This window comes from Rahnella victoriana, from assembly GCF_004330295.1.
Classification (GTDB): Bacteria; Pseudomonadota; Gammaproteobacteria; order Enterobacterales; family Enterobacteriaceae; genus Rahnella; species Rahnella victoriana.
In genome coordinates, this window is sequence record NZ_SJOJ01000018.1 from 25,608 (window position 1) to 52,521 (window position 26,914).

The window sequence follows — 26,914 nt, forward strand, 5'->3', positions numbered from 1 at the left end:
TATGCGTTCTTCCTAACCTAATCTCCGGCCTTAAAGACGGGAGAAATCATTGAAAAGTGCAAGCCCCATCAACAACACCAGCAAAACTGAACCAATGCGGTAACTGAAGTCCTGAACTCGCTCGGAAACTGGCCCACCCTTGAGCTTTTCTATTAAGAGAAACAGCAGGTGTCCACCATCTAATACCGGTAACGGGAAGAGGTTGATGATCCCCAGATTGACACTAATGAGTGCCAGGAACGTGAGGTAAGACACCAAACCATACTCAGCTGACATTCCTGCGCCCTGTGCGATGGAAATTGGGCCACTCAGATTGTTCAGCTTTACATCCCCGGTAATTAACTTACCCAGCATGCTCACGGTGAGTTTCATCAGTTGCCAGGTTTTATCCCCGGCCTCATAAAACGCCACGAACGGACCATACTGACGGATTGTTTTATATTCATCAGGCAGCGGTATCACCTTCGGTACCACACCAGCAAAACCCTGTATCTTGCCTTTGCCTGCGGACTTCGTGTCCGGCGTCAGTGTTAACGGGACAGGATTTCCCGCCCGCTCAACTTCCAGTGCAATTGGTTTGCCCGGATTGTCACGTACCTGTATGACAAACGACTGCCAATTTTCCAGAATCTGACCATCGACTTTAACGATCCTGTCTCCGGCTTGCAAACCCGCCTTTTGCGCGGCGGAATCTGGCTGCACTTCCTGCAGAACAGATTCTATCTGCGGCCCGCGGGGAATCATACCCAGAGAGACCACCGGATCCTGCTTTTCAGGATCAAACTGCCATTGACGCAAATCGAGCGTTTTCTCAGTCACCTGAGTCGAGCCAAATTGCGCCACTCCCACGGTCGTTTGATCATCGCCAATTTCGCCAACTAACGCCATACGAACTGAATCCCAATCAGGCGTTTCGATACCAGCAACAGACTTTAGTTCCATTCCTGGTGAAATATTGGATTGAGCAGCGATTGAATTTTCAGTGATATTTGCGATAACAGGACGCACGCTTGGCACGCCGATCACGAAGACCAGCCAGTATGCAAAAACGGCAAAAATGAAATTGGCAATTGGCCCGGCGCTGATGATAGCAGCACGTTGCCAGATTTTTTTGTTATTGAAAGATTGGTGACGAAATTCAGGGGCTACGGCCTCGACACGTTCGTCGAGCATTTTCACGTAGCCCCCGAGAGGAATGATAGCCAGAACATATTCCGTCCCCTGCCGGTCCGTACGACGCCACAGCGCACGCCCGAAACCGACAGAAAAACGTTCAACACGCACACCACAGCGACGAGCAACCCAGAAATGGCCGAACTCGTGCACGGTGATAAGCACCCCCAATGCGACGATAAAGGCGGCCAGGCTCCAGAGTATGTTCATCATATGTCTAACTATTCCTTAGAAACTTCACCGTCTGCGACGGATTAATACACTAACAGCATCAGACAGGCGAATACAGGGACCGCAGCCGTCAGGCTGTCTATACGGTCCAGGATCCCACCGTGGCCAGGGATCATATGACCACTGTCTTTGATGCCTGCCTCGCGTTTGAACATACTTTCCGTCAGGTCACCCAGCACTGAAGCCAGCGCCGCGACAACGGAACAAATCAATAAGGTGGCGGGTTGCACACTCAGCGGTGCGTAACGGCCAAACAACCAGGCGATCAGCGCCGAGGTCAGAAGCCCCCCGATCAGACCTTCCCAGGTTTTCCCCGGAGACACTTTCGGTGCCAGTTTATGCTTGCCGAACAGTTTACCAAACAGGTAAGCGCCGGAATCCGCACCCCAGACCAGTAGCATCACATATAACAACCACCATGCGCCAGTATGATGATTTTCGGTATAACCGTATTGGCGTAATGCGAGCATGCCCCAGAAAAACGGCACAATCGTCAGCACACCGAACAAGACGCGCAATACGCGGGACTCACGCCAGAACGCGGCGGAAGCGGGATAACCCACGACCAGCACCAGCGCCACGCACCACCAGGCAAGTGCCGCCCATAACGAGCCACCGACTTGCAACAAATGTACACTTTGCTGATAAGCGGGAATGCTCAGCATCATTGCCGCCAGCAGAAAACCACATAAAATCGCCAGCCAGATACGCTGATTACGTGTGGCGAGTCCGGCAAGTTGTCCCCACTCCCATGCCGCCAACATGCACACAACCAGTGTCACGATGGCAAAGCCGACCGGCGGCAGTAAAAAGAGTGCAGCAATAACAATCGGTATTAAAATCAGAGCTGTGATAATGCGATACTTCAGCAAATGTTCTCCCTAGGACGCATCAGCGCCGATAGGTGTAGTCCCCCCGAAGCGGCGCTCACGTTGTGCAAAAGCAGTCAGCGCACCTTCAAAGGTATTTTCATCAAAATCAGGCCAGAGGACATCGGTAAAATACAGTTCTGCATAGGCAATTTGCCATAACAGGAAGTTACTGATCCTATGTTCCCCACCGGTTCTGATCACCAAATCGACGGGTGCCAGTTCGCTCATACAGACCGCTGAATTCAGCAATTCTTCTGTAATTTGCTCTGCCCGCAGAGTACCGGCTTCGACCTGACCCGCCAGCGTCTTAACGCCTTGAATAATATCCCACCGGCCACCGTAATTTGCAGCGATGTTGAGCGTAAGACCGTCGTTATTTTGAGTAAGTGTTTCTGAACGACGAATGCGTTCCTGCAGACGAGCACTAAAACGGCTGACATCGCCAATGATCCGCAGCCTGACATTATGTTTGTGCAAGCTTTTGACTTCACTGTCCAGTGCACGGACGAACAGCTCCATCAATGCAGAGACTTCCTGAGCCGGACGATTCCAGTTTTCACTGCTAAAGGCATAAAGCGTGAGAGCATCTAAATGATGACTGGCAGCAAAACTGACCGCTTTGCGCACTGATTTCACTCCCGCTTTATGACCGAATACCCTCATTTTACCCTGACGTTTTGCCCAGCGTCCGTTACCGTCCATGATAATGGCAACATGGCGAGGTTGAGAACAACACATATCAGACATCTGTTGATTTTCGAGGGACATAACGCGTACTCATTTCCTTTTATCAGAACACAACGGCTTTCCAGCGTGCCTAACTCTTTCTGGCTTACGCCGTGACGGTTAGCTTGCGCTGCGCCTGTTTATCATGATGCGACTACACGCGCAAAAAAGCCGTGTCTCCCTTGCAGGCACGGCTTGCGCTGACAGCTCACCGATTCCACCTGTACTGTTCAGGCTGTGAAAAGCCGAATCTACTGTCAGTGTGGCGCAGACTATACCATTTCAATGTGATGCTAACAAACTGCTGCATAAGTACTAAAACAGCGTTATCACGCAAATGTACGAAGTTTTTCTCTTGCACTGGCACGCGCCTGTGTGTCGATCTCCAGCACTTCCTCAACGGAAGTGGGTTCAGCGCTGACTAACGCTTCCATCACCTGGCGGTTAACCGACGCGATATGCGTAAAGCGGATCTCGCCATTGAGGAAAGCCGCGACTGAAATTTCGTTAGCCGCATTGAGCGCCGTCGTGGCTGCCTGCCCGGTATTGCTGGCTTCAATGGCCAGTTGCAGGCACGGATAGCGGGCATAATCTGGCGCACTGAAGGTCATTGCGCCCATGTTACAAAAGTCCAGCGCGTCGACGTCGGTTTTCACTCTTTGCGGGTAAGCCATCGCATGCGCAATCGGCGTGCGCATATCTGGGGAACCCAGCTGAGCAAGCACACTTCCGTCGCAATATCGCACCATAGAATGGATCACCGACTGAGGATGGATAATGACTTCCATTTCCGCTGCCGATGCATTGAACAACCAGCGCGCCTCAATGTACTCCAGCCCTTTATTCATCATGGTCGCCGAATCGACGGAGATTTTCCGTCCCATCGACCAGTTCGGATGTGCACAGGCCTGATCAGGCGTGACGTCGCTGAACCTGTCGAGCGGTAATTCACGGAAAGGCCCGCCGGAGCCGGTTAACACGATACGGGAAATCCCATGCTCTTTGAGTGAAGCATATCCCAGCTGTTTCTGAACGGATTCAGGCAAACTCTGGAAAATCGCATTATGTTCGCTGTCGATAGGCAGAAGCTGAGACTGGCTTTGACGAACGGCATCCATAAAGATACGGCCGCAGGTCACCAGCGATTCTTTGTTCGCCAGCAGTACCTGTTTGCCTGCACGAACCGCAGCCAGCGTCGGTAACAATCCCGCAGCGCCAACAATGGCTGACATCACCTGATCCACATCATCAAGGGCAGACAGTTCCATCGCCGCGTCAGGGCCGGAGAGAACTTCAGTGCGGCTTCCCTGTTCGGTCAGGATTGCCCGCAACAGGCGGGCGGAGGATTCATCTGCCATGCAGGCATACGCAGGGCGGAACTCAAGACACTGTTGCGCCATAACGTCAACATTGCATCCTGCAACCAGTGCTTTAACAGAGAAATCGTCAGGATTAGACCGGACAACGGAAAGCGTGCTGGTGCCGACAGACCCTGTCGAACCAAGAATAGTCATTTGTTTCATGAAAATGCCCGGGATAGCGCTCGTAAATTCGGAAAGTGCACAGTCTGAAACCTCTTATCTGGCTTGTCTATGAGATTGTGCGAACCGGTAAAAAATTAAATCTCCTTAAAAACAAAGCGCCGCAATTGCGGCGCTTTGGCAGAGATTCAGGCCGGATTAAAACTCCATTAACTCGGCTTCTTTCTCACTCAGAGCAACGTCGATTTTCTTGATGAAGATGTCAGTCAGCTTCTGGATGTCGTCCTGAGAACGACGATCTTCGTCTTCGCTGATTTCTTTATCTTTCAACAGTGCTTTGGTTTTGTCGTTCGCATCGCGGCGGACGTTACGCACAGAGACACGACCCTGCTCTGCTTCGCCACGAACGACTTTGATCAGGTCTTTACGACGTTCTTCGGTCAGTGCTGGCAATGGAACACGGATCGTTGCGCCGGCTGAAGAGGGGTTCAGACCCAAATCAGAGGTCATGATCGCTTTTTCAACGGCTGCGCTGATAGAACGGTCGAATACGGAAATGGCCAGAGTACGGGAATCTTCTACCGTGACCTGCGCCAGCTGACGCAAAGGCGTGGCTGAACCGTAGTATTCCACCATGATGCCATCCAGAATGCCTGGTGAAGCACGGCCGGTGCGGATTTTGCTGATATGCGTTTTGAATGATTCGACGCATTTTTCCATACGAATTTCAGCGTCTTTTTTGATTTCGTTAATCACGTTGTTAACCTTTGAAAGCGGGTTACCTGGCAGACCATAACATCAGTATAGTCCGTGAATACTCGTGCCAGCAGAGGCTGGCTGAACGCAATGTTCAATTGTGAAGGATCACTCCGCTTTAGAAATCAGCGTCCCTTCATTTTCACCCATCACCACGCGACGCAGTGCGCCAGGCTTATTCATGTTGAAAACACGAATTGGCAGATTGTGATCGCGGGCCAAGGTAAAGGCCGCCAGATCCATCACTTTCAATTCCTGTTCCAGCACTTCCTGATAGGTCAGTCTTTCATACAGCGTCGCTTCCGGATTTTTCACCGGATCAGCAGAATAAACGCCGTCAACTTTGGTGGCTTTTAATACCACATCAGCTTCGATTTCGATACCACGCAGGCACGCTGCAGAGTCAGTGGTAAAGAAAGGATTGCCGGTACCGGCGGAGAAAATCACCACACGGTTATGACGCAGCAAGCTGATGGCTTCCGCCCAGCTGTAATTATCACAAACACCGTTCAGAGGAATTGCAGACATCAGGCGTGCGTTAACATACGCACGGTGTAATGCATCGCGCATTGCCAGGCCGTTCATGACAGTCGCCAGCATACCCATATGGTCGCCTACAACACGATTCATGCCCGCCTGTGCGAGGCCAGCGCCACGGAACAGGTTACCGCCGCCGATCACAACGCCTACCTGAATGCCGAGTTCGACCAGCTCTTTCACTTCCTGAGCCATACGATCTAATACACTCGCGTCGATACCAAAACCTTCACTACCCTGCAGGGCTTCGCCACTGAGTTTGAGCAGGATACGTTGATAAACGGGTTTCGCATTGGTAGCCATGGTGTCTGTCCTAGAAGCAATGTGTCTTAATGGATAGTCGGTCTTTACATCATAGCGCGGTCTGAATGACGATACGTACAATGTAATAGGAATATGGGGCTGGATAAAACGGAACCGCCCTTTCGCAGCGGTTCCATTTTGGGTGTATCAGGTAATGATTAAGACTTGTTGGTCATTGCTGCAACTTCAGCAGCAAAGTCAGTCTCAACTTTCTCGATACCTTCGCCCACTTCAAAGCGGATGAAGTTAGTCACGTCAGCGTTGTGCTCTTTCAGAACCTGGCCCACAGTTTTGCTTGGGTCGATAACGAAAGGCTGACCAGTCAGAGAAACTTCGCCGGTGAATTTCTTCATGCGGCCTTCAACCATTTTCTCTGCGATTTCTTTTGGCTTGCCAGATTGCATCGCGATGTCCAGCTGAACCTGGTACTCTTTTTCGACTACGTCAGCAGACACATCTTCAGGCTTAACGAATTCTGGTTTGCTTGCTGCAACGTGCATCGCAACTTGTTTAACCAGTTCTTCATCAGCGCCGGTAGCAGCAATCAGAACACCGATACGTGCGCCGTGCAGGTAGCTACCCAGTACATCGCCTTCCAGGATCGCAACGCGACGGATGTTGATGTTCTCACCGATTTTAGCAACCAGCTGAATACGCTCTTCTTCGAACTGAGCTTTCAGGACTTCAACATCAGTCACTTTGCCTGCAACAGCAGCGTCCAGCACTTTGTCAGCGAATGCCTGGAAACCACCATCTTTAGCCACGAAGTCAGTCTGGCAGTTAACTTCCAGAATCACGCCGAAGTTGCCTTCGATTTTGGTTTTGATCACGCCGTCAGCAGCAACGTTGCCTGCTTTTTTCGCAGCTTTGATCGCGCCAGATTTACGCATGTTTTCGATTGCCAGCTCGATGTCGCCATTTGCTTCAACCAGAGCTTTCTTACAATCCATCATGCCCGCGCCAGTACGTTCGCGCAGTTCTTTTACCAGGGCAGCGGTAATATCAGCCATTGTATTTTCCTCGATTATCTCAGGACAAAAAAGTATTTTGCGGTGAGATATTTCTCGCATTTAAGATAAGCAAAGGGGGCCAATAAAGGCCCCCTAACCAACATATTTCAATACCTGGTTAATAAGGGCTCTGCTGAGCTAGCCTTATTATTCAGCTTCTACGAAGCTTTCTTCTGCCTGAACAGCCAGATCTTGCGAACGGCCTTCACGGACAGTGGCAGCAACAGCGCTCAGGTACAGATTTACTGCACGGATTGCGTCATCGTTACCAGGGATAACAAAGTCAACGCCATCCGGATCGGAGTTGGTATCAACAATGGAGAATACCGGGATACCCAGGTTGTTAGCTTCTTTGATTGCGATGTGTTCGTGATCAGCGTCGATAACGAACAGAGCATCAGGAAGACCACCCATATCCTTGATACCACCCAGGCTGTTTTCCAGCTTAGCCAGTTCGCGAGTACGCATCAGCGCCTCTTTCTTGGTCAGCTTCTCGAAAGTGCCGTCCTGAGACTGAACTTCCAGATCTTTCAAACGTTTGATGGACTGACGAACGGTTTTCCAGTTAGTCAGCATGCCGCCCAACCAGCGATGGTTCACGAAGAACTGGTCGCAGTTGTGTGCAGCTTCTTTTACCGCTTCGCTTGCTGCGCGTTTAGTACCAACGAACAGGATCTTACCTTTACGGGAGGAGATCTTCTGCAACTCAGCCAGAGCTTCGTTGAACATTGGAACAGTTTTCTCAAGGTTGATGATGTGAACCTTGTTACGAGCGCCGAAGATGAATGGCTTCATTTTCGGGTTCCAGTAACGGGTTTGGTGACCGAAGTGAACACCGGCCTTGAGCATGTCGCGCATGGAAACAGTTGCCATGATAAAACCTCTATTAAGTAGTTGGGGTTATGCCTCCACGTATCCCATACAACCGACCCTGTAGAACGAATTCCCAGGGCACCCCGGCGTATGTGTCGATACGTGTGTGTTATTACTTACGTTAATAAGTACACAATGAGTGATTTTGGCTTTAATCCCTCAGCGTCGTAAGACTCAGAGCGGATTGCCGGCGCGCTTTATACCATAAATAACGGCCCGGCAGCAACTTTTGTTCACCGGATTGCTCTCCGGGAAATGATAGTTTGGCAGCAAATATCAGGGCTGATACCATAAGCCACAGCTAATTATTGACGACATCGGTGTAGAAATAAAGCACACCTGATGCACAGAACCTGCAGGACAACACATGGCTATTTCAATCAAAACCCCTGAAGATATCGAAAAAATGCGCGTGGCGGGCCGTCTGGCCGCGGAAGTGCTGGAAATTATTGAGCCTTTCGTCAAGCCGGGCGTCAGCACCGGCGAGCTGGATCGCATTTGTGCCGATCATATCCTGAACAAACAACAGGCGGTTTCTGCCTGTCTGGATTACCACGGTTTCCCGAAATCCGTGTGTATCTCCGTTAACGAAGTGGTGTGCCACGGCATTCCGAGCGAAGATAAAATCCTTAAAGATGGCGATATCGTCAACATTGACGTGACCGTCATTAAAGACGGTTTCCACGGTGACACTTCAAAAATGTTCATCGCGGGTAAACCCACGATCCTTGGCGAACGCCTGTGCCGCATCACCCAGGAAAGTTTGTATATCGCGCTGCGCATGATCAAGCCGGGTATCCGCCTGCGCACGCTGGGTAAAGAGATCCAGAAGTTCGTGGAAGCCGAGAAATTCTCGGTGGTGCGCGAATATTGCGGTCATGGCATCGGTGAAGGTTTCCACGAAGAACCTCAGGTTCTGCATTACGATGCGGATGACGGCGGCGTGGTGTTGCAGGCGGGGATGGCGTTCACGGTTGAACCTATGGTCAACGCGGGCGATTACCGTATCCGCACCATGAAAGACGGCTGGACAGTAAAAACTAAAGATCGCAGCTTGTCGGCTCAGTACGAGCATACTATTGTGGTGACAGATAACGGTTGTGAAATTATGACGCTGCGTAAGGATGACACCATCCCGGCTATTCTGACGCACGACTAACAGTCACCCGCTCTGCGGAGAGGGTATAAATCTGTGAATCAAACCGGCGAAAGCCGGTTTTTTTATCTTTCACGTTTATTGGTCTCTCACGTGTAGGGCTGCGCACCCATGATTGAAAACTTCTCTGCTGAAAAGAACCTGCAACTGCAAACCCCGCAGGATCTCACCCGCACTTTTCCGCCACAGCCCGCGTCCCCTTCTGTTTATCCGGATGACGATTTAAACCGTCAGAGCCTGAAACAGCATATGGAACAGTTTCAGGCGTGGCTGGCGGATGCCTTCAATGCGGGGCAACGGGCGGAAGAGCTGGTGGATGCCCGGACGCATTACATCGATCAGCTGTTGCAACGTCTGTGGACGTTCTACGGCTTCGACAATATTCCGGAAACCGCGATGGTTGCCGTGGGCGGTTACGGACGTGGTGAGCTGCATCCTTTATCTGATATCGACGTGCTGGTGCTCAGTCAGAAACGCCTTAACGATGAACAGGCATTGCGGATTGGCGAACTGATTACCTTGCTGTGGGACCTCAAGCTGGAAGTCGGTCACAGCGTCCGTACGCTGGAAGAGTGTCTGCTGGAAGGGCTGGCCGATTTAACGGTAGCTACCAACCTGATCGAATCCCGTCTGATTTGCGGCGATGTCGCGCTGTTTCTCAGCATGCAGAAGCACATTTTCAGCGACGGATTCTGGCCTTCGCCAAACTTTTTCCGCGCCAAGATTGATGAACAGAATGAACGTCATCAGCGTTATCACGGTACCAGTTATAACCTTGAGCCGGACATCAAAAGCAGCCCAGGCGGCCTGCGCGACATTCACACGATTCTGTGGGTCGCCCGCCGTCATTTTGGCGCGACCTCGCTCGATGAAATGGTAGCGTTTGGTTTTCTGACCAAAGCCGAGCGCAACGAACTGCTCGAATGCCAGAGTTTCCTGTGGCGCATCCGTTTTGCGCTGCATTTGCTGCTGCCCCGCTACGACAACCGTCTGCTGTTTGACCGTCAGCAAAGCGTGGCGCAACTGCTGCAATATCAGGGCGAAGGCAACCAGCCTGTCGAACGCATGATGAAGGATTTCTACCGCATGACCCGCCGGGTCGGCGAGCTGAATCAGATGTTATTGCAGTTGTTCGATGAGGCGATTCTGGCCATCGGCCCGAATGAGAAACCGCGCCCGCTGGATGACGATTTCCAGTTGCGTGGTGATCTGATTGATCTGCGCGACAGCACGCTCTTTGAGCGCCGTCCGGAAACCATTATCAGCATGTTCCATCTGATGGTGCGCCACCGTGAAATCAAAGGTATCTATTCCACCACCGTGCGCCTGCTGCGCCATGCACGCCGCCATCTCAAAGAGCCGCTGTGCATGATCCCGCAGGCGCGCGAGCTGTTTATGGCTATCCTGCGCCATCCCGGTGCCGTCTCGCGCGCGCTGGTGCCGATGCATCGCCACAGCGTGTTGTGGGCGTATATGCCGCAATGGGGGCAAATCGTCGGGCAGATGCAGTTTGATCTGTTCCACGCCTACACCGTGGATGAACACACGATCCGCGTGCTGCAAAAACTGGAAAGTTTTGCCCATGAAGAGACGCGGCCAAAGCATCCTTTGTGCGTGGAATTGTACCCGCGCCTGCCGCAGCCTGAATTGTTGTTAATGGCGGCGTTGTTCCACGATATCGCCAAAGGCCGTGGCGGCGATCACTCCATTCTCGGCGCGCAGGATGTGCTGGAATTTGCTGAGCTGCACGGGCTGAACTCCCGCGAAACCCAGCTGGTGTCGTGGCTGGTTCGCTGTCATTTGCTGATGTCGGTCACGGCACAGCGGCGCGATATTCAGGATCCTAACGAAATTCAGCAGTTCGCTGCCGAAATGCAAAGCGAAGTGCGTCTGCGTTATCTGGTCAGTCTGACCGTGGCGGATATCTGCGCCACCAACGAAACCTTATGGAACAGCTGGAAACAGAGCCTGATACGCGAACTGTATTTTGCCACTGAAAAACAGCTGCGCCGCGGTATGCAAAACACGCCGGATCTGCGCGAACGTGTGCGTCATCACCGTTTGCAGGCACTGGCATTGCTGCGCATGGATAACATTGATGAAGAAGCGCTGCACCGGATCTGGAGCCGTTGCCGGGCGGATTATTTCCTGCGTCACTCGCCGAATCAGCTGGCGTGGCACGCAAGACATCTGCTGGAACATGACTCCACCAAACCGCTGGTGCTGGTCAGCCGTCAGGCAACACGCGGAGGGACGGAGATCTTTATCTGGAGCCCCGACCGCCCGTATCTGTTTGCCACCGTTGCCGGTGAGCTCGACAGGCGCAATCTGAGCATTCATGACGCGCAAATTTTCACCAACCGCGACGGCATGGCGATGGACACCTTTATCGTGCTCGAGCCGGACGGCAGCCCGCTGGCACAGGATCGCCATGAAGCGATCCGTTATGCGCTGGAACAGTCGATGACGCAGGCTTATCAGCCGCCGCGTGCCCGACGTCCTTCGCCGAAACTGCGGCATTTCAGCGTACAGACGGAAGTGAGTTTCCTGCCAACGCATACGGATCGCCGGACGTATATGGAACTGGTGGCGCTCGATCAGCCCGGCCTGCTGGCCCGCGTCGGGGAAGTGTTCTCTGATCTCGGGCTTTCGCTGCACGGTGCGCGAATCTCCACCATCGGCGAACGCGTTGAGGACTTATTTATTCTGGCAAATGGCGAGCGTCGCGCGCTGGATAAGCAAACCCGCCAGGAAATCACACGCCGATTAACTGAGGCACTCAACCCTGGCGATAAAATGTGATACAAGTACCACTATCTTTTAAAACCAATTCAGGAAAGAGAACAGGATGCAGCAACTACAAACCGTTATTGAACAAGCCTTCGAGCGCCGTGCGGACATCACCCCGGCTAACGTTGACAGCGTAACGCGCGACGCCATCACTCAGGTTATCAGCAAAATCGACAGCGGCGAATTGCGCGTGGCTGAGAAGATTGATGGCGAATGGGTGACGCATCAGTGGCTGAAGAAAGCGGTACTGCTCTCGTTCAGAATCAATGACAACCAGGTAATGGAAGGCGGTGAAAGCCGTTACTTCGATAAAGTGCCAATGAAATTCGCTGACTACGACGAAGCGCGTTTCCAGCGTGAAGGTTTCCGCGTGGTGCCACCGGCTGCCGTGCGTAAAGGCGCATTCATTGCCCGCAACACCGTGCTCATGCCTTCCTACGTCAACATCGGCGCTTACGTTGATGAAGGCACCATGGTAGACACCTGGGCGACTGTCGGCTCTTGCGCGCAGATCGGTAAAAACGTACACCTGTCCGGCGGCGTGGGCATCGGCGGCGTGCTGGAGCCGTTGCAGGCTAACCCGACCATCATCGAAGACAACTGCTTCATCGGCGCACGTTCAGAAATCGTTGAAGGCGTGATCGTTGAAGAAGGCTCTGTGATTTCCATGGGCGTTTACATCGGTCAGAGCACCAAAATTTATGACCGCGAAACCGGCGAAGTGCATTACGGTCGCGTGCCGGCTGGCTCGGTAGTGGTTTCCGGTAACCTGCCGTCCAAAGACGGTAAATACAGCCTGTACTGCGCGGTTATCGTCAAGAAAGTGGATGCAAAAACCCTGGGCAAAACCGGCCTGAATGAGTTATTGCGTACCATCGACTAAGATTAAAAATAGCGGGTATCAGTTACCCGCTATTTTTTTATCTTGCTGATGGCAAATTGTGTCATTAATCAACGATTCGAATTCTTCTTCGGTTCATCATGACCGTTAAATATTCTCCTAAACGAAGGTAGCGCTATGTATGACAATCTGAAAAGCCTGGGCATTAATAATCCCGACGATATTGATCGTTACAGCCTGCGTCAGGAGGCCAATAACGACATTCTGAAGATCTATTTCCGCAGAGATAAAGGCGAGTTTTTTGCAAAAAGCGTGAAGTTTAAATACCCGCGCCAGCGCAAAACCATCGTTGCCGACAACGCAGGGCAAGGCTACAAAGAAATCCATGAAATCAGCCCGAACCTGCGTTATGTCATTGATGAGCTGGATCAGATTTGTCAGCGCGATCAGGTGGAAGTGGATCTGAAACGTAAAATTCTTGATGACCTGCGTCATCTCGAATCCGTGGTGGCGAATAAAATTTCTGAGATTGAATCTGATCTGGAAAAACTCACCAACGGTCGCTGATAAATTCCGCAGGGAATACGTTGAATACAAAAAAGGTCAGGCATTTGCCTGACCTTTTTAATTGCGCGAAACCGGAGAACAGCGGCTTTTTATTTCAGCAACTGGCCCCATTTTTCTACCCACGGGATAGCAACAGTTTCCGGCTCGGCGGTTTCCATGGCATCGATTTCCAGCATTTCGCCCACGCGTGATGCGCCCTGCTCCTGCAATAAATCATCCAGCTTATGACCACCGCCGCAGAAATGATCGTAACTGATGTCGCCCAGCGCAATCATGCCGTAACGCAGTTCCGGCTGATAACCCACGGTGTCGCGGATCGCCACATACAGCGGCGCGATGCTGTCCGGCAAATCGCCCTGACCGGTGGTGGATGTCACGATCAGCACAAAGTGATGACGGTAATACTGCCAGGCTTCCAGCGTGCCTTCTTCAAACAGTTTCACGTCATGGCCCTGGCCTTTCAGCACGGTTTCCGCTTCTTCTGCGACGAGTAACGCATTGCCGTATACCGTACCGACAAAAATTCCGACTTCTGCCATGAGCTTCACTCCTGTGTGATGGTCGCTCCCCCGCCAAAATATCGTGCGGAGATCTTAAATTTGTTCATTATCCTGACGGCAAGTTTCAGCAAACTCAACCCTTTCAAGCCCAGGGATTTTCCCCTGCCAGCCAAACTGCGTCACCACGTTTTGCCAGCGGTGATCCCAGCGGGCGTGCAGCGATAATAATTCGCCGGTCACCGGATGCGGCAGTTGCATATGGCTGGCGTGAAGCATCAATCCTGAACAGCCGAAATGCTGCGTCATGCCGCGGTTTTGCTTTAAATCACCATGGGCGCTGTCACCGATAATCGGATGGCGCAAATGCGACATATGCCGGCGCAGTTGGTGTTTACGGCCGGTGTCCGGTTTCAGTTCCATCAGGCTGTAGCGGGCCGTGTCATAACGCCCGACCGCCACCGGCATTTCCACCTGCGCCACCACGCGATAATGCGTGACGGCGGGCTGTGGCGCTTTATCCGGGTTAGCAAACTTATCCGCGATTTTATCCAGCTCTTCGGTCAGCGCGTAATCAAGGGTGCCGTCCTGCGGCACATATCCGCGCACCACGGCGTGATACGTCTTGCTCATCTGGTTATTTTCAAACTGCTGCGACAGCAAACGCGCCACGTCGCTGGACAGCGCCAGCAGTAAAACGCCGGATGTCGGCTTATCCAGCCGGTGAACCGTAAACACATGCTGACCAATCTGGTCACGCAATGTCTGCATCACAAACACCGTTTCATGCCGGTCGAGCCAGCTGCGATGAACCAGCATGCCCGCAGGTTTATTCACTGCGACCAGATGTTCGTCCTGATACAAAATTTCCAGCATGTCAGTCTTCTATATTCAGCAAATCGTCGAGGCGTTGCAGCTGGGTCAGCAAACGGATTGCTTCCGGCATCGCGACTTCAAAATAGGGGGTGATAGCAAAACGGGTGGGCAGTGCCGCATCGGCTTCCAGCAAGGCGTACATGCGCGGGATCAGCACCCACTGCAACCATTGCTCAGCCGACAGGGTATCCACGGAGAACGGCTCTTTGCTTTCAAAGGCTTCCGGTTCCGGCGGCGTGGCATGCCACAATTTGTCATCGCGCATAGCCTGCTCGATGTCTTCTAAAATCTGGCGAACCTGGTTTTCTGTATTCATCAATGACTCTCTTCGTTCATGGCCCCGGGCAGCCTCCGCCGGGGGCGCAAAGCATAACATTGAAGGACTGATGCCCCAACTTTCTGCATCGTATCCATTTTATCTATTCAACCATAAGATTTTCATGGTGGCGATAAACGCCCGATACGGGCAAACTACCGCCACTTTTTTCTTTACAGATGTGTCCTCATGTCCGCAAAACACACTCAAAAAGCCCATGCAACCCCCGCAAAAGCCATGCTGGCGTCCGTCACCGGCTACGCCATGGACGGTTTCGATTTACTGATCCTCGGTTTCATGCTCCCGGCCATCACCAGCGAATTTGGCCTGTCATCCTCACAAAGCGGTTCACTGGTGACCTGGACGCTGATTGGCGCGGTGCTGGGCGGCGTGATTTTTGGTCCGATCAGCGACCGTTTCGGCCGTATCCGCGTCCTGACTTTCACTATCCTGATGTTCTCCCTGTTCACCGGTTTGTGTGCCTTTGCACAAGGTTACTGGGATTTACTGATTTACCGCACGCTGGCCGGTGTCGGACTGGGCGGTGAATTTGGGATCGGCATGGCGCTGATAGCAGAAGCCTGGCCTGCCGAAAAACGCAACCGTGCCTCGGCGTACGTCGGCATGGGCTGGCAGCTCGGCGTGTTAATGGCGGCCTTCCTGACGCCACTTCTGCTCGGTATTATCGGCTGGCGCGGCATGTTCCTGGTCGGTCTGCTGCCCGCGCTGGCGTCTTTCCTGATCCGCCGGACGATGGGCGAACCGGAAGCCTTCGTAAAAAGCGCCACCGCCAGCAATGACGGCTCTCTGTTCAGCCGCATTAAATTACTGTTCCGCGATAAAGCCACCACCAAAGCCAGCCTCGGCATTCTGATCCTCTGTTCCGTGCAGAACTTTGGCTATTACGGACTGATGATCTGGATGCCAAGTTACCTGTCGAAAAACTTTGGTTTTTCGCTGACCAAATCCGGCCTGTGGACCGCCGTAACCGTGATCGGCATGACCTTTGGCATCTGGCTGTTCGGCATGTTGTCGGATCGTTTCCCGCGCTGGAAAATCTTCCTGATTTATCAGATTGGTGCGGTCGTGATGGTGGTGTGTTACGCACAACTGACTGACCCGACGCTGATGTTATTCGCGGGCGCGCTGATGGGCATGTTTGTGAATGGCATGATTGGCGGTTACGGCGGGCTGATTTCCGATCTCTATCCGGTGCGTGTCCGGGCGACGGCGCAAAATCTGTTATTTAACCTTGGACGCGGTGTCGGCGGTTTTGGTCCGCTGGTGATCGGCATGCTGGTGGCGCAGGTGTCATTTACCGCGGCCATTACTTTGCTGGCGGCAATTTATCTGCTGGATATTTTCGCCACGTTATTCCTGTTACCGAAAAAGCAGGGACAGGATGATGTATTAGGGGCAATCGGCTGACAGGCGGGAGTGTCCGGCGGGAAAATTTTATTGAGACAAAAAGTTGGGGGCACTGTTTACACAGTGCCCCCGGTTCGTTTTATAGCAATCCAGCTACCTAAGTGCTCCCTGCTCAATCCCTGAAAACTTTTCCTGCGGTTATCCTAACCGGCTGTCCTTCGCATCGTCCAACTTTCATCCTGACGGTCTGTCCTAAGTCATCCTGACTGAAATCCCTTGGTCATCTGTGACCCGCTCAGCTTCCTTTGTGAGCTCTCTTCTCCGTCCTGGAGGTGTCCCTGGTTTCGTCCTGAAACATCCTGGCATAATCCGATGCCGTCCTGACTCTTCCTGAGTCGTCCCCTTCTTGATGAATCAGCCATCATCCTGATGTTCTGTTTCATGCTTCCTTTCTGCCCGACTAGAATCGTTGATTTCGCCCTTCCGGGCAAGACAGGCTGTAAGCCATATCCAGGGCGCGTAAGCCGCCTCACACCCCGTTTAAAACCTAAAGTGTTGTTTTTAAATAGTTAACACATTTACCGCAGAAGATAATTAAGTCAAATTAGCGAGATCTCTTACAGCCTTTGTGAGAGATCTCTCACACGCTTGTGAGCCATTTGTGCTCTGCGGGATGGGGTGTTCAACGGATATAAATCAGGCGGGGTAAACAGCGGTCAGCATTGTAAGAAATTCTGGCAACGATGGCGAGAGTATAGTGCGTTTTTTACTGCCGAATTGTTCGAGCAGCACATTGCCGGTCACATTGCATAACGAGACCATATCCAGATCAGAATCGGTGGTCGCCAGAAAGACTGTTGGCGTCAGTTTCAGCCGCTTTTGCGTCACCAGATGGCCGATCAGATTTTCCTGCAAGCGGGTGAAATCATCCTCGCTCCAGACCTGCAATAACGTCAGCGCATTTCCCTGCCAGCTGGCGGTCATGTCACCGGCATATTGCGTGGTGTAAAACGCATGGGCTTCGGGACGCAATTGTAATTCCAGCGCGCGCTCCACATTTTGCAGCGTTGCTTCAGGGATAAACGTCTGCGTCAGCCAGTAAACCTTATCTTCCTCCGTTTTCACCACACAAGGTGACGCCATACCCAAAAGGGCTTCGCTGGCGGGCGGCATGCCGGTTTCCTGTTGCCAGAGATCGACATAACGCTGAGTAAATTCACGCAATGCTACAGAAACTTCAGACTCCATAATTCTCTCATCTTCCGGTAAGGCTGGGGTAAACTAGGGATTATTCTTTATTGTACCTATTTCGTAAGGTGACAGCATGTCCTCATATCAGGATAACCCCGCCCTGGCGCAACTGACGCTGGGTAAAAGTACGGCTTATGTCGATCACTACGACGCGTCTTTATTACAGGCCGTGCCACGCAGCATGAACCGCGAACCCCTGGGTTTATACCCTGACAACCTGCCCTTTCATGGCGCAGATATCTGGACGCTGTATGAACTGTCGTGGCTCAATGCTAAAGGGTTGCCGCAGGTTGCCGTGGGCGAAATCAGTCTGAATGCTAACAGCCAGAACCTGATCGAGTCCAAAAGCTTCAAGCTCTATCTGAACAGTTTCAACCAGACGGTATTCCCGGACTGGCAGTCCGTGCAGGAAACCTTAACCCGCGATTTAAGCGCCTGCGCACAAGGTGATGTTACGGTAACTGTCAGCCGCCTGTCGGAGATTGAAGGCTCACCGGTCGGGCATTTTGACGGCGTTTGCATCGATGATCAGGACATTGAAATCGACAGTTACGAATTCAGCACGGATTATCTGGCGACGGCCAAAGGCGAGGATATCGTTGAAGAATCACTGGTCAGCCATCTGCTGAAATCCAATTGCCTGATCACCCATCAGCCTGACTGGGGTTCCGTGCAAATCCAGTATCGCGGCCCGAAAATCGACCGCGAAGCTTTGCTGCGCTATCTGGTGTCGTTCCGCCATCACAACGAATTCCACGAACAATGTGTCGAACGCATCTTCAATGATCTTCTGCGCTTCTGCCAGCCGGAAAAGCTTGCCGTCTATGCACGGTATACGCGCCGCGGCGGTCTGGACATCAACCCATGGCGATCCAACTTCCCGTTTGAACCTGCAACAGCGAGACTTGTCAGACAATAATGCGAGACGTTGCTCAAGATCTGAGCTAACGCTCTGTCAGCATTGGTAAAAGCCTGATGACGCGGTTACTGTTAATCACAGACGGCGCAAAAAACATGATCCGAAAAATCATACGCCGTCATCAGGTAGCAGAACTAATCACTGCACCCGTTGGTGTCAAGGAGCAACTTTGATTACACATATCAGCCCGTTAGGCTCAATGGATTTGTTGTCGCAGCTGGAAGTGGACATGCTTAAACGCACCGCGAGCAGCGACCTGTACCGACTTTTCCGGAATTGTTCTCTGGCCGTGCTTAACAGCGGCAGCCAGACTGACAGCAGTAAAGAACTCCTCGATCGTTACGAAAGCTTTGATATCAATGTGCTGCGCAGAGAGCGTGGCGTGAAACTTGAACTGGTGAACCCGCCGGAAGATGCATTTGTTGATGGCCGGATTATCCGCTCGTTGCAGGCCAACCTGTTTGCCGTCCTGCGCGATATCCTCTTCGTCAGCGGGCAAATCGACAACGCCGGTCGCTACCAGAATCTGAATACCGAAAATTCAGCGCATCTGACTAACCTGGTGTTTTCTATTTTACGCAACGCCCGCGCCCTGCATCTGGATGAAGATCCGAACATGGTGGTCTGCTGGGGCGGCCATTCCATCAATGAAATCGAATACCAGTACGCCCGTAACGTCGGCAGCCAGCTGGGATTGCGCGAACTGAACATTTGTACCGGCTGTGGGCCGGGTGCGATGGAAGCGCCGATGAAAGGGGCCGCCGTGGGGCATGCGCAGCAGCGCTACAAAGCCGGACGCTTCATCGGCATGACCGAGCCTTCGATTATTGCCGCCGAGCCACCGAATCCGCTGGTTAACGAACTGATCATCATGCCGGATATCGAAAAACGGCTTGAGGCGTTCGTACGCATTGCCCACGGGATCATTATTTTCCCGGGCGGCGTGGGCACGGCAGAAGAATTGCTGTATCTGCTGGGCATTCTGATGGATCCGGAAAACAGCGATCAGGTTTTACCGCTGATCCTCACCGGCCCGAAAGAAAGCGCCGACTATTTCCACGTTCTCGATGCCTTCATTAAAGAGACGCTGGGTGAGGAAGCCTGTAAGTTCTACACCATCATTATCGACGATCCGACCGAAGTCGCCCGTCAGATGAAACACGCTATGCCGCTGGTGAAAGAGAACCGCCGTAACAGCGGTGATGCCTACAGCTTCAACTGGTCGATTCGTATTGCGCCTGATTTACAGCATCCGTTCGAGCCAAATCATGAAAACATGGCGAACCTGAATCTTTATCCAAACCAGCCACCACAGGAACTGGCCGCTGCCCTGCGCCGCGCCTTCTCCGGGATTGTGGCCGGTAACGTCAAAGAATTTGGGATCCACGCCATCGAAAAACACGGGCGCTTCAAATTGCACGGTGACCCGGCCTTAATGAAAAAAATGGACAGCCTGCTGCAAGGTTTTGTCGCACAGCACCGCATGAAATTGCCGGGCAGCGCGTACATCCCTTGTTATGAGATTTGTGCCTGACCGGCTGAATATACGACCAGTCACACTTCTGAAGCAGATCTAAGGGCGACGCGAGTCGCCTTTATTATGGAGATTATCATGGCTATACATCTGCTGATTATCGATGCCCTGAACCTGATCCGCCGGATCCATGCGGTGCAGGGCTCGCCTTGTCTGGTGACCTGCCAGAATGCTATCGGGCAACTGATCCAACATACACAACCCACTCATGCCGTCGCCGTGTTCGATGAAGACGACCGGGCCGACAGCTGGCGGCATCAGTGCCTGCCGGACTACAAAGCCGGACGTTCACCGATGCCGGACAACCTGTTCGCGGAAATGCCCAGCCTGAAAGCCGGTTTCGAAGCGCAGGGCATCGCCTGCTGGCACTCGGCGGGGAATGAAGCCGATGATCTGGCGGCGACGCTGGCAGCAAAAGTGTCGGCGGGCGGTCATCAGGTCACTATCGTTTCAACGGACAAAGGTTACTGTCAGTTACTGGCACCGAATATCCAGATCCGCGATTATTTTCAGAAACGCTGGCTGGATATGCCTTTTGTGCAGGAAACCTTTGGTGTATTGCCGCACCAGCTGACCGACTACTGGGGACTGGCGGGGATCAGCAGCAGCAAAATTCCGGGCGTGCCGGGCATTGGCCCGAAAACAGCGGTCACCTTGCTGACGCAAACTGGCTCGCTGGATGCACTTTACGACAATCTGGAAGGCGTGCCGGAAAAATGGCGTCATAAGCTGGAGGAGCACCGGGAACTGGCCTATGCCTGCAAACGGGTGTCGACGCTGCAAACCGACGTCGCGCTGGACGGCAACTTACAGCAACTGCGCCTGCCATAAAAAAAGCGCTTCTCAAAAGGAAGCGCTCAGGAAAGATACTCTGAATAATCCGAGTGGCAGGAAGGCGGCAGGGTGAACACACGCAGCCAACGCATCAGCAACCCGAAGTATGACCAGTATCAGCGATCGCGCTCATCGCGACGTCCGCCAATTGCCGACCAGAAACGGCGAATGTGCACAGTGACTTCTTCGCGATCGTGATACAGCTGCTTGGCGAAGATCTCGGCATTCACGCCATTTTCTTTAAGACGTTCGTCGATGCGCTCAAGAATGTTCGACACTTCTTCGTAACGCTTTTTCATTGGCAGCTTCAGGTTGAAAATCGCCTCACGGCACCAGCCGTTGACCAGCCAGTCACACATCAGTGCCGCCACTTTCGCCGGTTTTTCTACCATGTCACACACCAGCCAGTAGTTCTTGGTACTGGTGGATTTATAGCGGAAGCCATCTTCACGCAGATGGATCACCTGACCGGTTTCCATCAGGCTTGGTGCCATCGGGCCGTTATCGATGGCCGTTACCATCATGCTGCGTTGTGTCAGCTGATAGGTCCAGCCGCCCGGACACGCGCCCAAATCGACGGCGTACATGCCGCTTGCCAGACGCTCATCCCACTCATCGGCAGGAATAAAGACGTGGAAAGCTTCTTCCAGTTTCAGCGTTGAACGGCTTGGCGCTTCGGAAGGGAATTTCAGGCGCGGGATCCCCATATAGAACGGTGAATTGTTATTACTGTAGGAATACCCGACATAACAGCAACCCGGCGCAATGAAGAACACATGGACGACAGGGCGCAACGCATTCTCTTTCTTGCCCAGAACCTTACGTTCACGCATCGCAGCACGCAGCGGCACCGTCAGTTTGCGACAGAACTTGGTCAGTTCTTTACTTTCATTGGTGTCCGGCACTTCCACGCGCAACTCGCCACCGTTGGTGATCACGTTCTGGACCATGCCGACGATCGGAGAAACGCGATCTTCCGGCGGTAAATCTTTCAGCAATTCACCGACCACAATTAACTGACGGGCAAAAATCAGTTCGCGGAACGGCAAATTCTTCGCAATCTTGTCAGCATCATCCGGCTGATAACATTCAAACAGCACATATCCGCTGTTTTCTTTTACGCGGGCAAACCCGAAGATTTCCATCTTCGCGGCTTTGTCGGTAATTTCTGCTGCGCATTCTTTTTCAAAACCCTGACGGCAGTAGAGAGCAACTTTATTCATGGCGTTCGGCCTTTTTCTTCAGGCGCAATGCGCCGATCAACAACAAAATCCAACCGACCAGGAACAAGGTACCGCCAATCGGAGTGACAAAAACGAATAAACGGAGATGTGACAGCGCCAGACAATAGAGGCTGCCGCTGAATAAAACGGTTCCCAGCGCTAAAAAGGCGCTGCTCCAGTAGAACCACACATTGCGCTGGCGCTGCATCGCAACACCCAGAATCATCACCGCCAGCGTATGAATACTTTGATAAGTTAACCCGGTATGGATCCATGCCATTTCCGCTTCGCCGAGCGACTGGCTCAACACGTGTGCGCCAAAGGCTCCGAAAGCGACATAAATAAAGCCGCTGATGGCGGCAAAGATCAACATTGAACGACTGGTCATTATGCGTTACCTGTTATCATTATGTGCCGATAAAACCCTGACAAAACAGTCATATCGACAGACTTACAACTTTCTATCCCCGGCGATCTGGCCTTATGCCTGATCGAAACGAAAACGCAGTTTTTCCTGCTCGCTGGCTGCGCGGGCGAGGATCCACTGACGAAAGGCGGCTATTTTACCCAGTTCTGCCTGACTGTCATGACAAACCAGATAAAAAGCATTTTTGCTGATCAACACTTCACTGAACGGACACACCAGACGCCCGGCCTCAATTTCAGTCTGCGCCATAACATTATTCACCAGCGCGATGCCCTGCCCGTGAACCGCCGCCTGCACCACCATCGCACTGTGGCTGAAAATCGGCCCCTGCTGCACATTCACCTGCTGCAAACCCAGTTGCTTGGTGTAAGCCAGCCAGTCGCGGCGGGAAGCGTCATGCAGTAACGTGTGATGGCTTAAATCGGCCGGTTCCTTCAGCGGATTATCGCCCATCAGCAAAGAGGGAGAACAAACGGGCAGTAAATATTCCGCATATAAACGCTCTGCCCGTAACCCCGGCCAGTTGCCCCGTCCATGGAAAATAGCGACGTCAACATCGTCGGACAATTTGTCCTCTTCACGGTCGACAGCCTGAATGCGCACATCGATGCCCGGATAAGCTGAGTTAAAGCCAGACAATCTTGGCACCAGCCATTGAATCGCAAAGCTTGGCGGCAAACTGACGGTCAGCGCCCCTTTTGCACTGCGCGCCTGCAGTTTGCGCGTGGCTTCATTCAGGGATGAGAATATCTCTTTAATATCCAGATAATAGCTCTGCCCTTCTTCGGTCAGTAACAAAGACCGGTTTCGCCGCCGAAACAGTTTTAGCCCTAAAAAGTCCTCAAGTGACTTAATCTGGTGGCTAACAGCGGCCTGCGTGACGAACAATTCCTCGGCAGCCTTAGTAAAACTAAGGTGGCGCGCTGCGGCATCAAACACCCGCAGTGAATTCAAAGGCGGTAAACGTTTTGACATAGAATGGATACTTCTTATTCGCCGGTAAGCGGAACGCCTGTCCGTGGGTTTAGATATTAGTTTTTTTAATCCGAGACATTATAATTTGTCCGTTGAGGATGTACAGGCAAAAACCTATAGTGGCGCCACTTCCTGAGCCGGAACGAAAAGTAGATTGGTATGAGGATGCTGAAATACTTTTGGCTTGTGGTTGTGATGTTGTGTTTGCAATTGTCTGGCAATCCGGACACGTAGCTTGAATGCTACAAACTTTTCACTTCCTGTACATTACCCTGTCTGTCCAAAGTGATTTTTTAGCACCGCAATTTGCGGTGCTTTTTTTTACCCTTTTTTTGCCGTTCATGCTGTGCGATGCGGGCAAAAGGGTCGTCAGGCGAGCGCATAATGTGACAAAACCGGCCACATCGCAAGAGGGGCCGGTTTTGTCATAAAGCACAGTGTGAGGTTACCTGAGCATCAGACTCAAGGTGTTCACATCGGGGATCAATTCCCTTCTGCCATTTCTTTGATTTCAGATTTATTGATCTGCTGCTTGTTGCCATACGCATCGGTATAACTGATCATACCGGTATCACTGTCGGTGCTCGGTTTGCCATCCGCAACAATGGTACGGCCATCGTTGGTATGCATCACGTAGTTGCTCGAACAGGCGGCAAGTGTTGTCGTCAGCAGTGCAGCAGAAATTACGGCGGCGATCTTCTTCATCATAGACTCCTTGCAGATTAAAATGCTTTAAATTCCTGGTAAGACTCCAGGCTAATGCTTCTAGTCATCGTAATTCAGCATAACAAACCTCTGATAAATTTCCAGGTAACCATTCCTAAAATGAATAAGTGGCTTGTGTTACAGATACACCTGTATTTCTCACTCAGGCCGAAGGATCCGATTTCGTATGACTGATTTTAATCCTGCTGATTTCCGTCAACAGTTTCCCGCGCTGTCTCAGGGGCAGTGTTATCTCGACAGCGCCGCCACAGCACTGAAACCGCAGGCCGTGATCGACGCCACCCTGAATTTCTATTCTCAGGAAGGGGCCACCGTTCACCGCAGCCAGCATCGTGCCGCGCAAAACCTGACTGAAACCTATGAACAGGCCAGAACGCTGACCGCACAATGGATTAACGCGCCGCGTTCTGAGGATATCGTCTGGACACGGGGGACCACAGAATCCGTCAATATGGTGGCACAAGGCTGGCTACGCCCGCGTTTACAGCCCGGCGATGAAATCATTGTCAGTCAGGCGGAACATCACGCGAACCTGATCCCGTGGCTTATCGTGGCTGAACAGTGTCAGGCGCAGGTCATCACGCTGCCGCTGGATACTGACGGCGTACCGGATGTTCAGGCGCTCCCTGCCCTGCTGAACAGCAAAACCCGCCTGCTGGCGCTGACGCAAATGTCGAATGTCACCGGCGGCATGCCCGATATTGCCCGCGCCATCGAGCTGGCACACGCTAACGGTACGCCGGTGATGATCGATGGCGCACAAGGTGTGGTGCATTGTCCGCCGGACGTTCAGCAGCTGGATATCGACTTTTACGCCTTTTCCGGTCATAAGCTTTACGGGCCGACCGGTATCGGCGTGCTGTACGGCAAAACGGCATTACTGGAAAGCATGGCACCGTGGCAAGGCGGGGGCAAAATGCTGACCCGGGCATCCATGACGGGATTTATCCCTCAGGCGGTGCCGCATCGTTTCGAAGCCGGTACGCCAAATATTGCCGGAGTAATAGGAATGGCGGCCGCGCTGACCTGGCTGAAAGAGGTCGATATGCCCGCTGCCGAAGCGCATGCACAACGTCTTGCGACGCTGGCTGAACAGCAGCTTTCTGCACTTGAAGGTTTCCGCAGTTTCCGCTGTCAGAATTCATCGCTGCTGGCATTTGATATTGCCGGTGTGCATCACAGTGATCTGGTGGCGTTACTGGCAGAACAGGGGATTGCACTACGTGCCGGGCAACATTGCGCCCAGCCCCTGATGGAGGCGCTGGGCATCAGCGGAACATTGCGTGCCTCGTTCGCGCCTTATAATAATGAGCAGGACGTCACCCGGCTGGTCACGGCAGTTCACTATGCGCTCGACCTGCTGGCGGATTAACATCATTGAAGACTTCGAGGAACACCATGTCAGCGCCACATCCTTTCGGCCATGAGATCACTGAATCCTCACTGACGGAGAAATTCGCGTCATTCAGTCAGTGGGAAGATCGTTATCGTCAGTTAATCCTGCTGGCGAAATCGTTGCCACCGCTGGATCCGTCACTGAAAACACCCGACCACGAACTGTCTGGCTGTGAAAATCGCGTCTGGCTCGGTGCGGAAAAAACGGAGAACGGGACGATGCACTTCTATGGCGACAGTGAAGGGCGGATCGTCAAAGGTTTGCTGGCGGTTCTGCTGACCGCCGTGGAAGGCAAAACACCGCAAGAAATCTTAAAGCGGGATCCGCTGGCGTTGTTTGATGTTCTAGGTTTGCGGGAACAACTCAGCACCAGCCGTTCCAGCGGACTGAACGCGCTGGCAGAAGGCGTGATCGCCCTTGCCCGTCAGGCTGCCTGAGCCGCCTGACGCTGCGCTTTCGCCATCATTTTTTTCAGAACGTGAGACACGGCGACAAAACCAAAGGTGGCGGTGACCATCGTCGCCGCGCCGAACCCGGACGCGCAATCCATTCGTTTCGGGCCTTCTGCCGTTGCCCGTGAAGCGCATACTGAGCCATCCGCCTGCGGGTACATCAGCGGTTCACTGGAAAAGACACAATCAATCCCCAGCTTCCCTTTACTGTTTTTCACCACGTTGAAATCATTTTTCAGCCGTTCGCGCAGTTTTGCCGCCAGCGGATCCTGAATGGTTTTCGCCAGATCCACGACGGAAATTTGTGTCGGGTCAATCTGTCCGCCCGCGCCGCCGGTAGTCACCACCGGGATTTTAAAACGGCGGCAATAGGCCAGCAGCGCCGCTTTTGGCCGCACACTGTCGATGGCATCAATCACATAGCTAAATCCCTGACTGAGCATCTCTACGTTGTCCGGCGTGATGAAATCGTCGATACAGGTCACCTTGCATTCCGGGTTAATCGCCAGAATACGCTGCGCCATGATTTCCGTTTTCGCCTGCCCGACATTTTCACGTAACGCGTGGATTTGCCGGTTGGTGTTGGTCACGCAGACATCATCCATATCAATCAGCGTGATCGCGCCAATTCCCGTACGGGCCAGCGCTTCCGCCGCCCATGACCCCACTCCGCCAATACCAATCACACAGACGTGAGCCTGTGAGAACAGCTCAAGCGATTGCTGGCCATAAAGCCGGGCAGTGCCGCCAAAGCGTTGCTGATAAGCGTCGGAGTATGTTGCTGTCATGAAAAAATAAACCTCA

The 26,914-nt window shown here is 52.6% G+C and carries 27 protein-coding genes; 10 read left to right on the forward strand and 17 right to left on the reverse strand.

What is annotated here, in order from left to right; translation table 11 throughout:
• Window positions 1–30: 30 nt before the first annotated feature.
• The 8 genes from rseP to rpsB form a co-directional block, all read right to left on the reverse strand.
• Complete coding sequence (gene rseP, locus EYY67_RS15745) at window positions 31–1,386, reverse strand: sigma E protease regulator RseP (RefSeq protein WP_095923211.1); 1,356 nt, start codon at window positions 1,384–1,386, stop codon at window positions 31–33.
• Between the two features lie 41 nt (window positions 1,387–1,427).
• Complete coding sequence (cdsA, locus tag EYY67_RS15750) at window positions 1,428–2,276, reverse strand: phosphatidate cytidylyltransferase (RefSeq protein ID WP_095923212.1); 849 nt, start codon at window positions 2,274–2,276, stop codon at window positions 1,428–1,430.
• Between the two features lie 9 nt (window positions 2,277–2,285).
• Complete coding sequence (gene ispU / locus EYY67_RS15755; RefSeq protein WP_095923213.1) at window positions 2,286–3,044, reverse strand: (2E,6E)-farnesyl-diphosphate-specific ditrans,polycis-undecaprenyl-diphosphate synthase; 759 nt, start codon at window positions 3,042–3,044, stop codon at window positions 2,286–2,288.
• A gap of 287 nt (window positions 3,045–3,331) precedes the next feature.
• Window positions 3,332–4,525: a 1-deoxy-D-xylulose-5-phosphate reductoisomerase gene (gene ispC / locus EYY67_RS15760; RefSeq protein WP_131693850.1), complete on the reverse strand. Its 1,194-nt coding sequence runs from the start codon at window positions 4,523–4,525 to the stop codon at window positions 3,332–3,334.
• 156 nt (window positions 4,526–4,681) lie between these two features.
• Complete coding sequence (gene frr / locus EYY67_RS15765) at window positions 4,682–5,239, reverse strand: ribosome recycling factor (protein WP_013574196.1); 558 nt, start codon at window positions 5,237–5,239, stop codon at window positions 4,682–4,684.
• A 108-nt stretch (window positions 5,240–5,347) separates the two neighbouring features.
• Window positions 5,348–6,079, reverse strand: coding sequence for a UMP kinase (pyrH, locus tag EYY67_RS15770; RefSeq protein ID WP_095923215.1), 732 nt, complete (start codon window positions 6,077–6,079; stop codon window positions 5,348–5,350).
• A 158-nt stretch (window positions 6,080–6,237) separates the two neighbouring features.
• Complete coding sequence (gene tsf, locus EYY67_RS15775; RefSeq protein WP_131693851.1) at window positions 6,238–7,089, reverse strand: translation elongation factor Ts; 852 nt, start codon at window positions 7,087–7,089, stop codon at window positions 6,238–6,240.
• A gap of 147 nt (window positions 7,090–7,236) precedes the next feature.
• A complete protein-coding gene (gene rpsB / locus EYY67_RS15780) occupies window positions 7,237–7,962 on the reverse strand; it encodes a 30S ribosomal protein S2 (protein ID WP_095923217.1) in 726 nt (241 codons plus the stop codon).
• 367 nt (window positions 7,963–8,329) lie between these two features.
• Between rpsB and map the strand changes: the two genes are divergently transcribed.
• The 4 genes from map to EYY67_RS15800 all read left to right on the forward strand — a co-directional run bounded on the left by map (window position 8,330) and on the right by EYY67_RS15800 (window position 13,316).
• On the forward strand, window positions 8,330–9,121 hold the full coding sequence (gene map, locus EYY67_RS15785) for a type I methionyl aminopeptidase (RefSeq protein WP_131693852.1): 792 nt from the start codon (window positions 8,330–8,332) through the stop codon (window positions 9,119–9,121).
• A gap of 108 nt (window positions 9,122–9,229) precedes the next feature.
• A complete protein-coding gene (gene glnD, locus EYY67_RS15790; RefSeq protein WP_131693853.1) occupies window positions 9,230–11,920 on the forward strand; it encodes a bifunctional uridylyltransferase/uridylyl-removing protein GlnD in 2,691 nt (896 codons plus the stop codon).
• Between the two features lie 46 nt (window positions 11,921–11,966).
• Window positions 11,967–12,791 carry a 2,3,4,5-tetrahydropyridine-2,6-dicarboxylate N-succinyltransferase gene (dapD, locus tag EYY67_RS15795; RefSeq protein WP_119822824.1) on the forward strand — a complete coding sequence of 275 codons (825 nt, stop codon included), beginning with the start codon at window positions 11,967–11,969 and terminating at the stop codon, window positions 12,789–12,791.
• Between the two features lie 135 nt (window positions 12,792–12,926).
• Complete coding sequence (locus tag EYY67_RS15800) at window positions 12,927–13,316, forward strand: DUF3461 family protein (RefSeq protein WP_013574189.1); 390 nt, start codon at window positions 12,927–12,929, stop codon at window positions 13,314–13,316.
• Window positions 13,317–13,405: 89 nt separating this feature from the next.
• On the opposite strand, the gene EYY67_RS15805 is transcribed toward EYY67_RS15800, so the two are convergent.
• From EYY67_RS15805 to EYY67_RS15815, 3 genes are read right to left on the reverse strand one after another with little or no spacing between them, the layout of a single operon-like run.
• Window positions 13,406–13,855 carry a flavodoxin gene (locus EYY67_RS15805; RefSeq protein ID WP_095923220.1) on the reverse strand — a complete coding sequence of 150 codons (450 nt, stop codon included), beginning with the start codon at window positions 13,853–13,855 and terminating at the stop codon, window positions 13,406–13,408.
• Between the two features lie 54 nt (window positions 13,856–13,909).
• Window positions 13,910–14,689, reverse strand: coding sequence for a tRNA pseudouridine(65) synthase TruC (truC, locus tag EYY67_RS15810; RefSeq protein ID WP_131693854.1), 780 nt, complete (start codon window positions 14,687–14,689; stop codon window positions 13,910–13,912).
• A 1-nt stretch (window position 14,690) separates the two neighbouring features.
• Entirely contained in the window at window positions 14,691–15,005 is a 315-nt protein-coding gene (locus EYY67_RS15815; RefSeq protein ID WP_095923222.1) for a YqcC family protein, read from the reverse strand.
• A 189-nt stretch (window positions 15,006–15,194) separates the two neighbouring features.
• Between EYY67_RS15815 and EYY67_RS15820 the strand changes: the two genes are divergently transcribed.
• The gene (locus tag EYY67_RS15820; RefSeq protein ID WP_131693855.1) at window positions 15,195–16,433 is read left to right on the forward strand and encodes an MFS transporter; all 1,239 of its coding nucleotides are present in this window, start codon (window positions 15,195–15,197) and stop codon (window positions 16,431–16,433) included.
• A gap of 636 nt (window positions 16,434–17,069) precedes the next feature.
• On the opposite strand, the gene syd is transcribed toward EYY67_RS15820, so the two are convergent.
• Window positions 17,070–17,621, reverse strand: a complete 552-nt coding sequence (gene syd, locus EYY67_RS15825; protein WP_131693856.1) for a SecY-interacting protein — start codon at window positions 17,619–17,621, stop codon at window positions 17,070–17,072.
• Window positions 17,622–17,697: 76 nt separating this feature from the next.
• On the opposite strand from syd, the gene queF reads away from it, so the two are divergent.
• The 3 genes from queF (at window position 17,698) to xni (ending at window position 20,908) form a co-directional block, all read left to right on the forward strand.
• The gene (gene queF / locus EYY67_RS15830) at window positions 17,698–18,543 is read left to right on the forward strand and encodes an NADPH-dependent 7-cyano-7-deazaguanine reductase QueF (protein ID WP_119822828.1); all 846 of its coding nucleotides are present in this window, start codon (window positions 17,698–17,700) and stop codon (window positions 18,541–18,543) included.
• 169 nt (window positions 18,544–18,712) lie between these two features.
• A complete protein-coding gene (gene ppnN, locus EYY67_RS15835) occupies window positions 18,713–20,077 on the forward strand; it encodes a nucleotide 5'-monophosphate nucleosidase PpnN (RefSeq protein ID WP_095923226.1) in 1,365 nt (454 codons plus the stop codon).
• A 78-nt stretch (window positions 20,078–20,155) separates the two neighbouring features.
• A complete protein-coding gene (gene xni, locus EYY67_RS15840) occupies window positions 20,156–20,908 on the forward strand; it encodes a flap endonuclease Xni (protein ID WP_119822829.1) in 753 nt (250 codons plus the stop codon).
• A gap of 119 nt (window positions 20,909–21,027) precedes the next feature.
• Here the strand turns inward: xni and rlmM are convergent, their stop codons facing one another.
• The 4 genes from rlmM to EYY67_RS15860 form a co-directional block, all read right to left on the reverse strand.
• On the reverse strand, window positions 21,028–22,134 hold the full coding sequence (gene rlmM, locus EYY67_RS15845) for a 23S rRNA (cytidine(2498)-2'-O)-methyltransferase RlmM (protein ID WP_095923228.1): 1,107 nt from the start codon (window positions 22,132–22,134) through the stop codon (window positions 21,028–21,030).
• Entirely contained in the window at window positions 22,127–22,522 is a 396-nt protein-coding gene (locus EYY67_RS15850) for a DUF423 domain-containing protein (RefSeq protein ID WP_095923229.1), read from the reverse strand. The genes rlmM and EYY67_RS15850 overlap by 8 nt, the downstream gene beginning before the upstream one ends.
• 93 nt (window positions 22,523–22,615) lie before the next feature.
• A complete protein-coding gene (locus EYY67_RS15855) occupies window positions 22,616–23,536 on the reverse strand; it encodes a transcriptional regulator GcvA (RefSeq protein ID WP_095923230.1) in 921 nt (306 codons plus the stop codon).
• Window positions 23,537–24,019: 483 nt separating this feature from the next.
• Window positions 24,020–24,241: a YgdI/YgdR family lipoprotein gene (locus tag EYY67_RS15860; protein ID WP_095923231.1), complete on the reverse strand. Its 222-nt coding sequence runs from the start codon at window positions 24,239–24,241 to the stop codon at window positions 24,020–24,022.
• Window positions 24,242–24,428: 187 nt separating this feature from the next.
• On the opposite strand from EYY67_RS15860, the gene csdA reads away from it, so the two are divergent.
• Entirely contained in the window at window positions 24,429–25,634 is a 1,206-nt protein-coding gene (csdA, locus tag EYY67_RS15865; RefSeq protein ID WP_119822830.1) for a cysteine desulfurase CsdA, read from the forward strand.
• A gap of 26 nt (window positions 25,635–25,660) precedes the next feature.
• Window positions 25,661–26,095 carry a cysteine desulfurase sulfur acceptor subunit CsdE gene (gene csdE / locus EYY67_RS15870; RefSeq protein ID WP_119822831.1) on the forward strand — a complete coding sequence of 145 codons (435 nt, stop codon included), beginning with the start codon at window positions 25,661–25,663 and terminating at the stop codon, window positions 26,093–26,095.
• Here the strand turns inward: csdE and tcdA are convergent.
• A complete protein-coding gene (gene tcdA / locus EYY67_RS15875) occupies window positions 26,083–26,898 on the reverse strand; it encodes a tRNA cyclic N6-threonylcarbamoyladenosine(37) synthase TcdA (RefSeq protein WP_119822832.1) in 816 nt (271 codons plus the stop codon). The two genes, csdE and tcdA, sit on opposite strands and share 13 nt — an antisense overlap.
• Between the last annotated feature and the right edge of the window lie 16 nt (window positions 26,899–26,914).

Bases quoted from the DNA above. Each gene is read 5' to 3' on its own strand.
- dapD (WP_119822824.1), top strand. From the start codon at position 11,967: ATGCAGCAACTACAAACCGTTATTGAACAAGCCTTCGAGCGCCGTGCG.
- tcdA (WP_119822832.1), bottom strand. From the start codon at position 26,898: ATGACAGCAACATACTCCGACGCTTATCAGCAACGCTTTGGCGGCACT.
- EYY67_RS15800 (WP_013574189.1), top strand. From the start codon at position 12,927: ATGTATGACAATCTGAAAAGCCTGGGCATTAATAATCCCGACGATATT.
- tsf (WP_131693851.1), bottom strand. From the start codon at position 7,089: ATGGCTGATATTACCGCTGCCCTGGTAAAAGAACTGCGCGAACGTACT.
- EYY67_RS15820 (WP_131693855.1), top strand. From the start codon at position 15,195: ATGTCCGCAAAACACACTCAAAAAGCCCATGCAACCCCCGCAAAAGCC.
- EYY67_RS15815 (WP_095923222.1), bottom strand. From the start codon at position 15,005: ATGAATACAGAAAACCAGGTTCGCCAGATTTTAGAAGACATCGAGCAG.
- syd (WP_131693856.1), bottom strand. From the start codon at position 17,621: ATGGAGTCTGAAGTTTCTGTAGCATTGCGTGAATTTACTCAGCGTTAT.
- pyrH (WP_095923215.1), bottom strand. From the start codon at position 6,079: ATGGCTACCAATGCGAAACCCGTTTATCAACGTATCCTGCTCAAACTC.
- truC (WP_131693854.1), bottom strand. From the start codon at position 14,689: ATGCTGGAAATTTTGTATCAGGACGAACATCTGGTCGCAGTGAATAAA.
- EYY67_RS15855 (WP_095923230.1), bottom strand. From the start codon at position 23,536: ATGTCAAAACGTTTACCGCCTTTGAATTCACTGCGGGTGTTTGATGCC.
- EYY67_RS15805 (WP_095923220.1), bottom strand. From the start codon at position 13,855: ATGGCAGAAGTCGGAATTTTTGTCGGTACGGTATACGGCAATGCGTTA.
- csdA (WP_119822830.1), top strand. From the start codon at position 24,429: ATGACTGATTTTAATCCTGCTGATTTCCGTCAACAGTTTCCCGCGCTG.
- glnD (WP_131693853.1), top strand. From the start codon at position 9,230: ATGATTGAAAACTTCTCTGCTGAAAAGAACCTGCAACTGCAAACCCCG.
- rpsB (WP_095923217.1), bottom strand. From the start codon at position 7,962: ATGGCAACTGTTTCCATGCGCGACATGCTCAAGGCCGGTGTTCACTTC.
- ispU (WP_095923213.1), bottom strand. From the start codon at position 3,044: ATGTCCCTCGAAAATCAACAGATGTCTGATATGTGTTGTTCTCAACCT.
- EYY67_RS15860 (WP_095923231.1), bottom strand. From the start codon at position 24,241: ATGAAGAAGATCGCCGCCGTAATTTCTGCTGCACTGCTGACGACAACA.
- EYY67_RS15850 (WP_095923229.1), bottom strand. From the start codon at position 22,522: ATGACCAGTCGTTCAATGTTGATCTTTGCCGCCATCAGCGGCTTTATT.
- map (WP_131693852.1), top strand. From the start codon at position 8,330: ATGGCTATTTCAATCAAAACCCCTGAAGATATCGAAAAAATGCGCGTG.
- xni (WP_119822829.1), top strand. From the start codon at position 20,156: ATGGCTATACATCTGCTGATTATCGATGCCCTGAACCTGATCCGCCGG.
- rseP (WP_095923211.1), bottom strand. From the start codon at position 1,386: ATGATGAACATACTCTGGAGCCTGGCCGCCTTTATCGTCGCATTGGGG.
- queF (WP_119822828.1), top strand. From the start codon at position 17,698: ATGTCCTCATATCAGGATAACCCCGCCCTGGCGCAACTGACGCTGGGT.
- rlmM (WP_095923228.1), bottom strand. From the start codon at position 22,134: ATGAATAAAGTTGCTCTCTACTGCCGTCAGGGTTTTGAAAAAGAATGC.
- ispC (WP_131693850.1), bottom strand. From the start codon at position 4,525: ATGAAACAAATGACTATTCTTGGTTCGACAGGGTCTGTCGGCACCAGC.
- csdE (WP_119822831.1), top strand. From the start codon at position 25,661: ATGTCAGCGCCACATCCTTTCGGCCATGAGATCACTGAATCCTCACTG.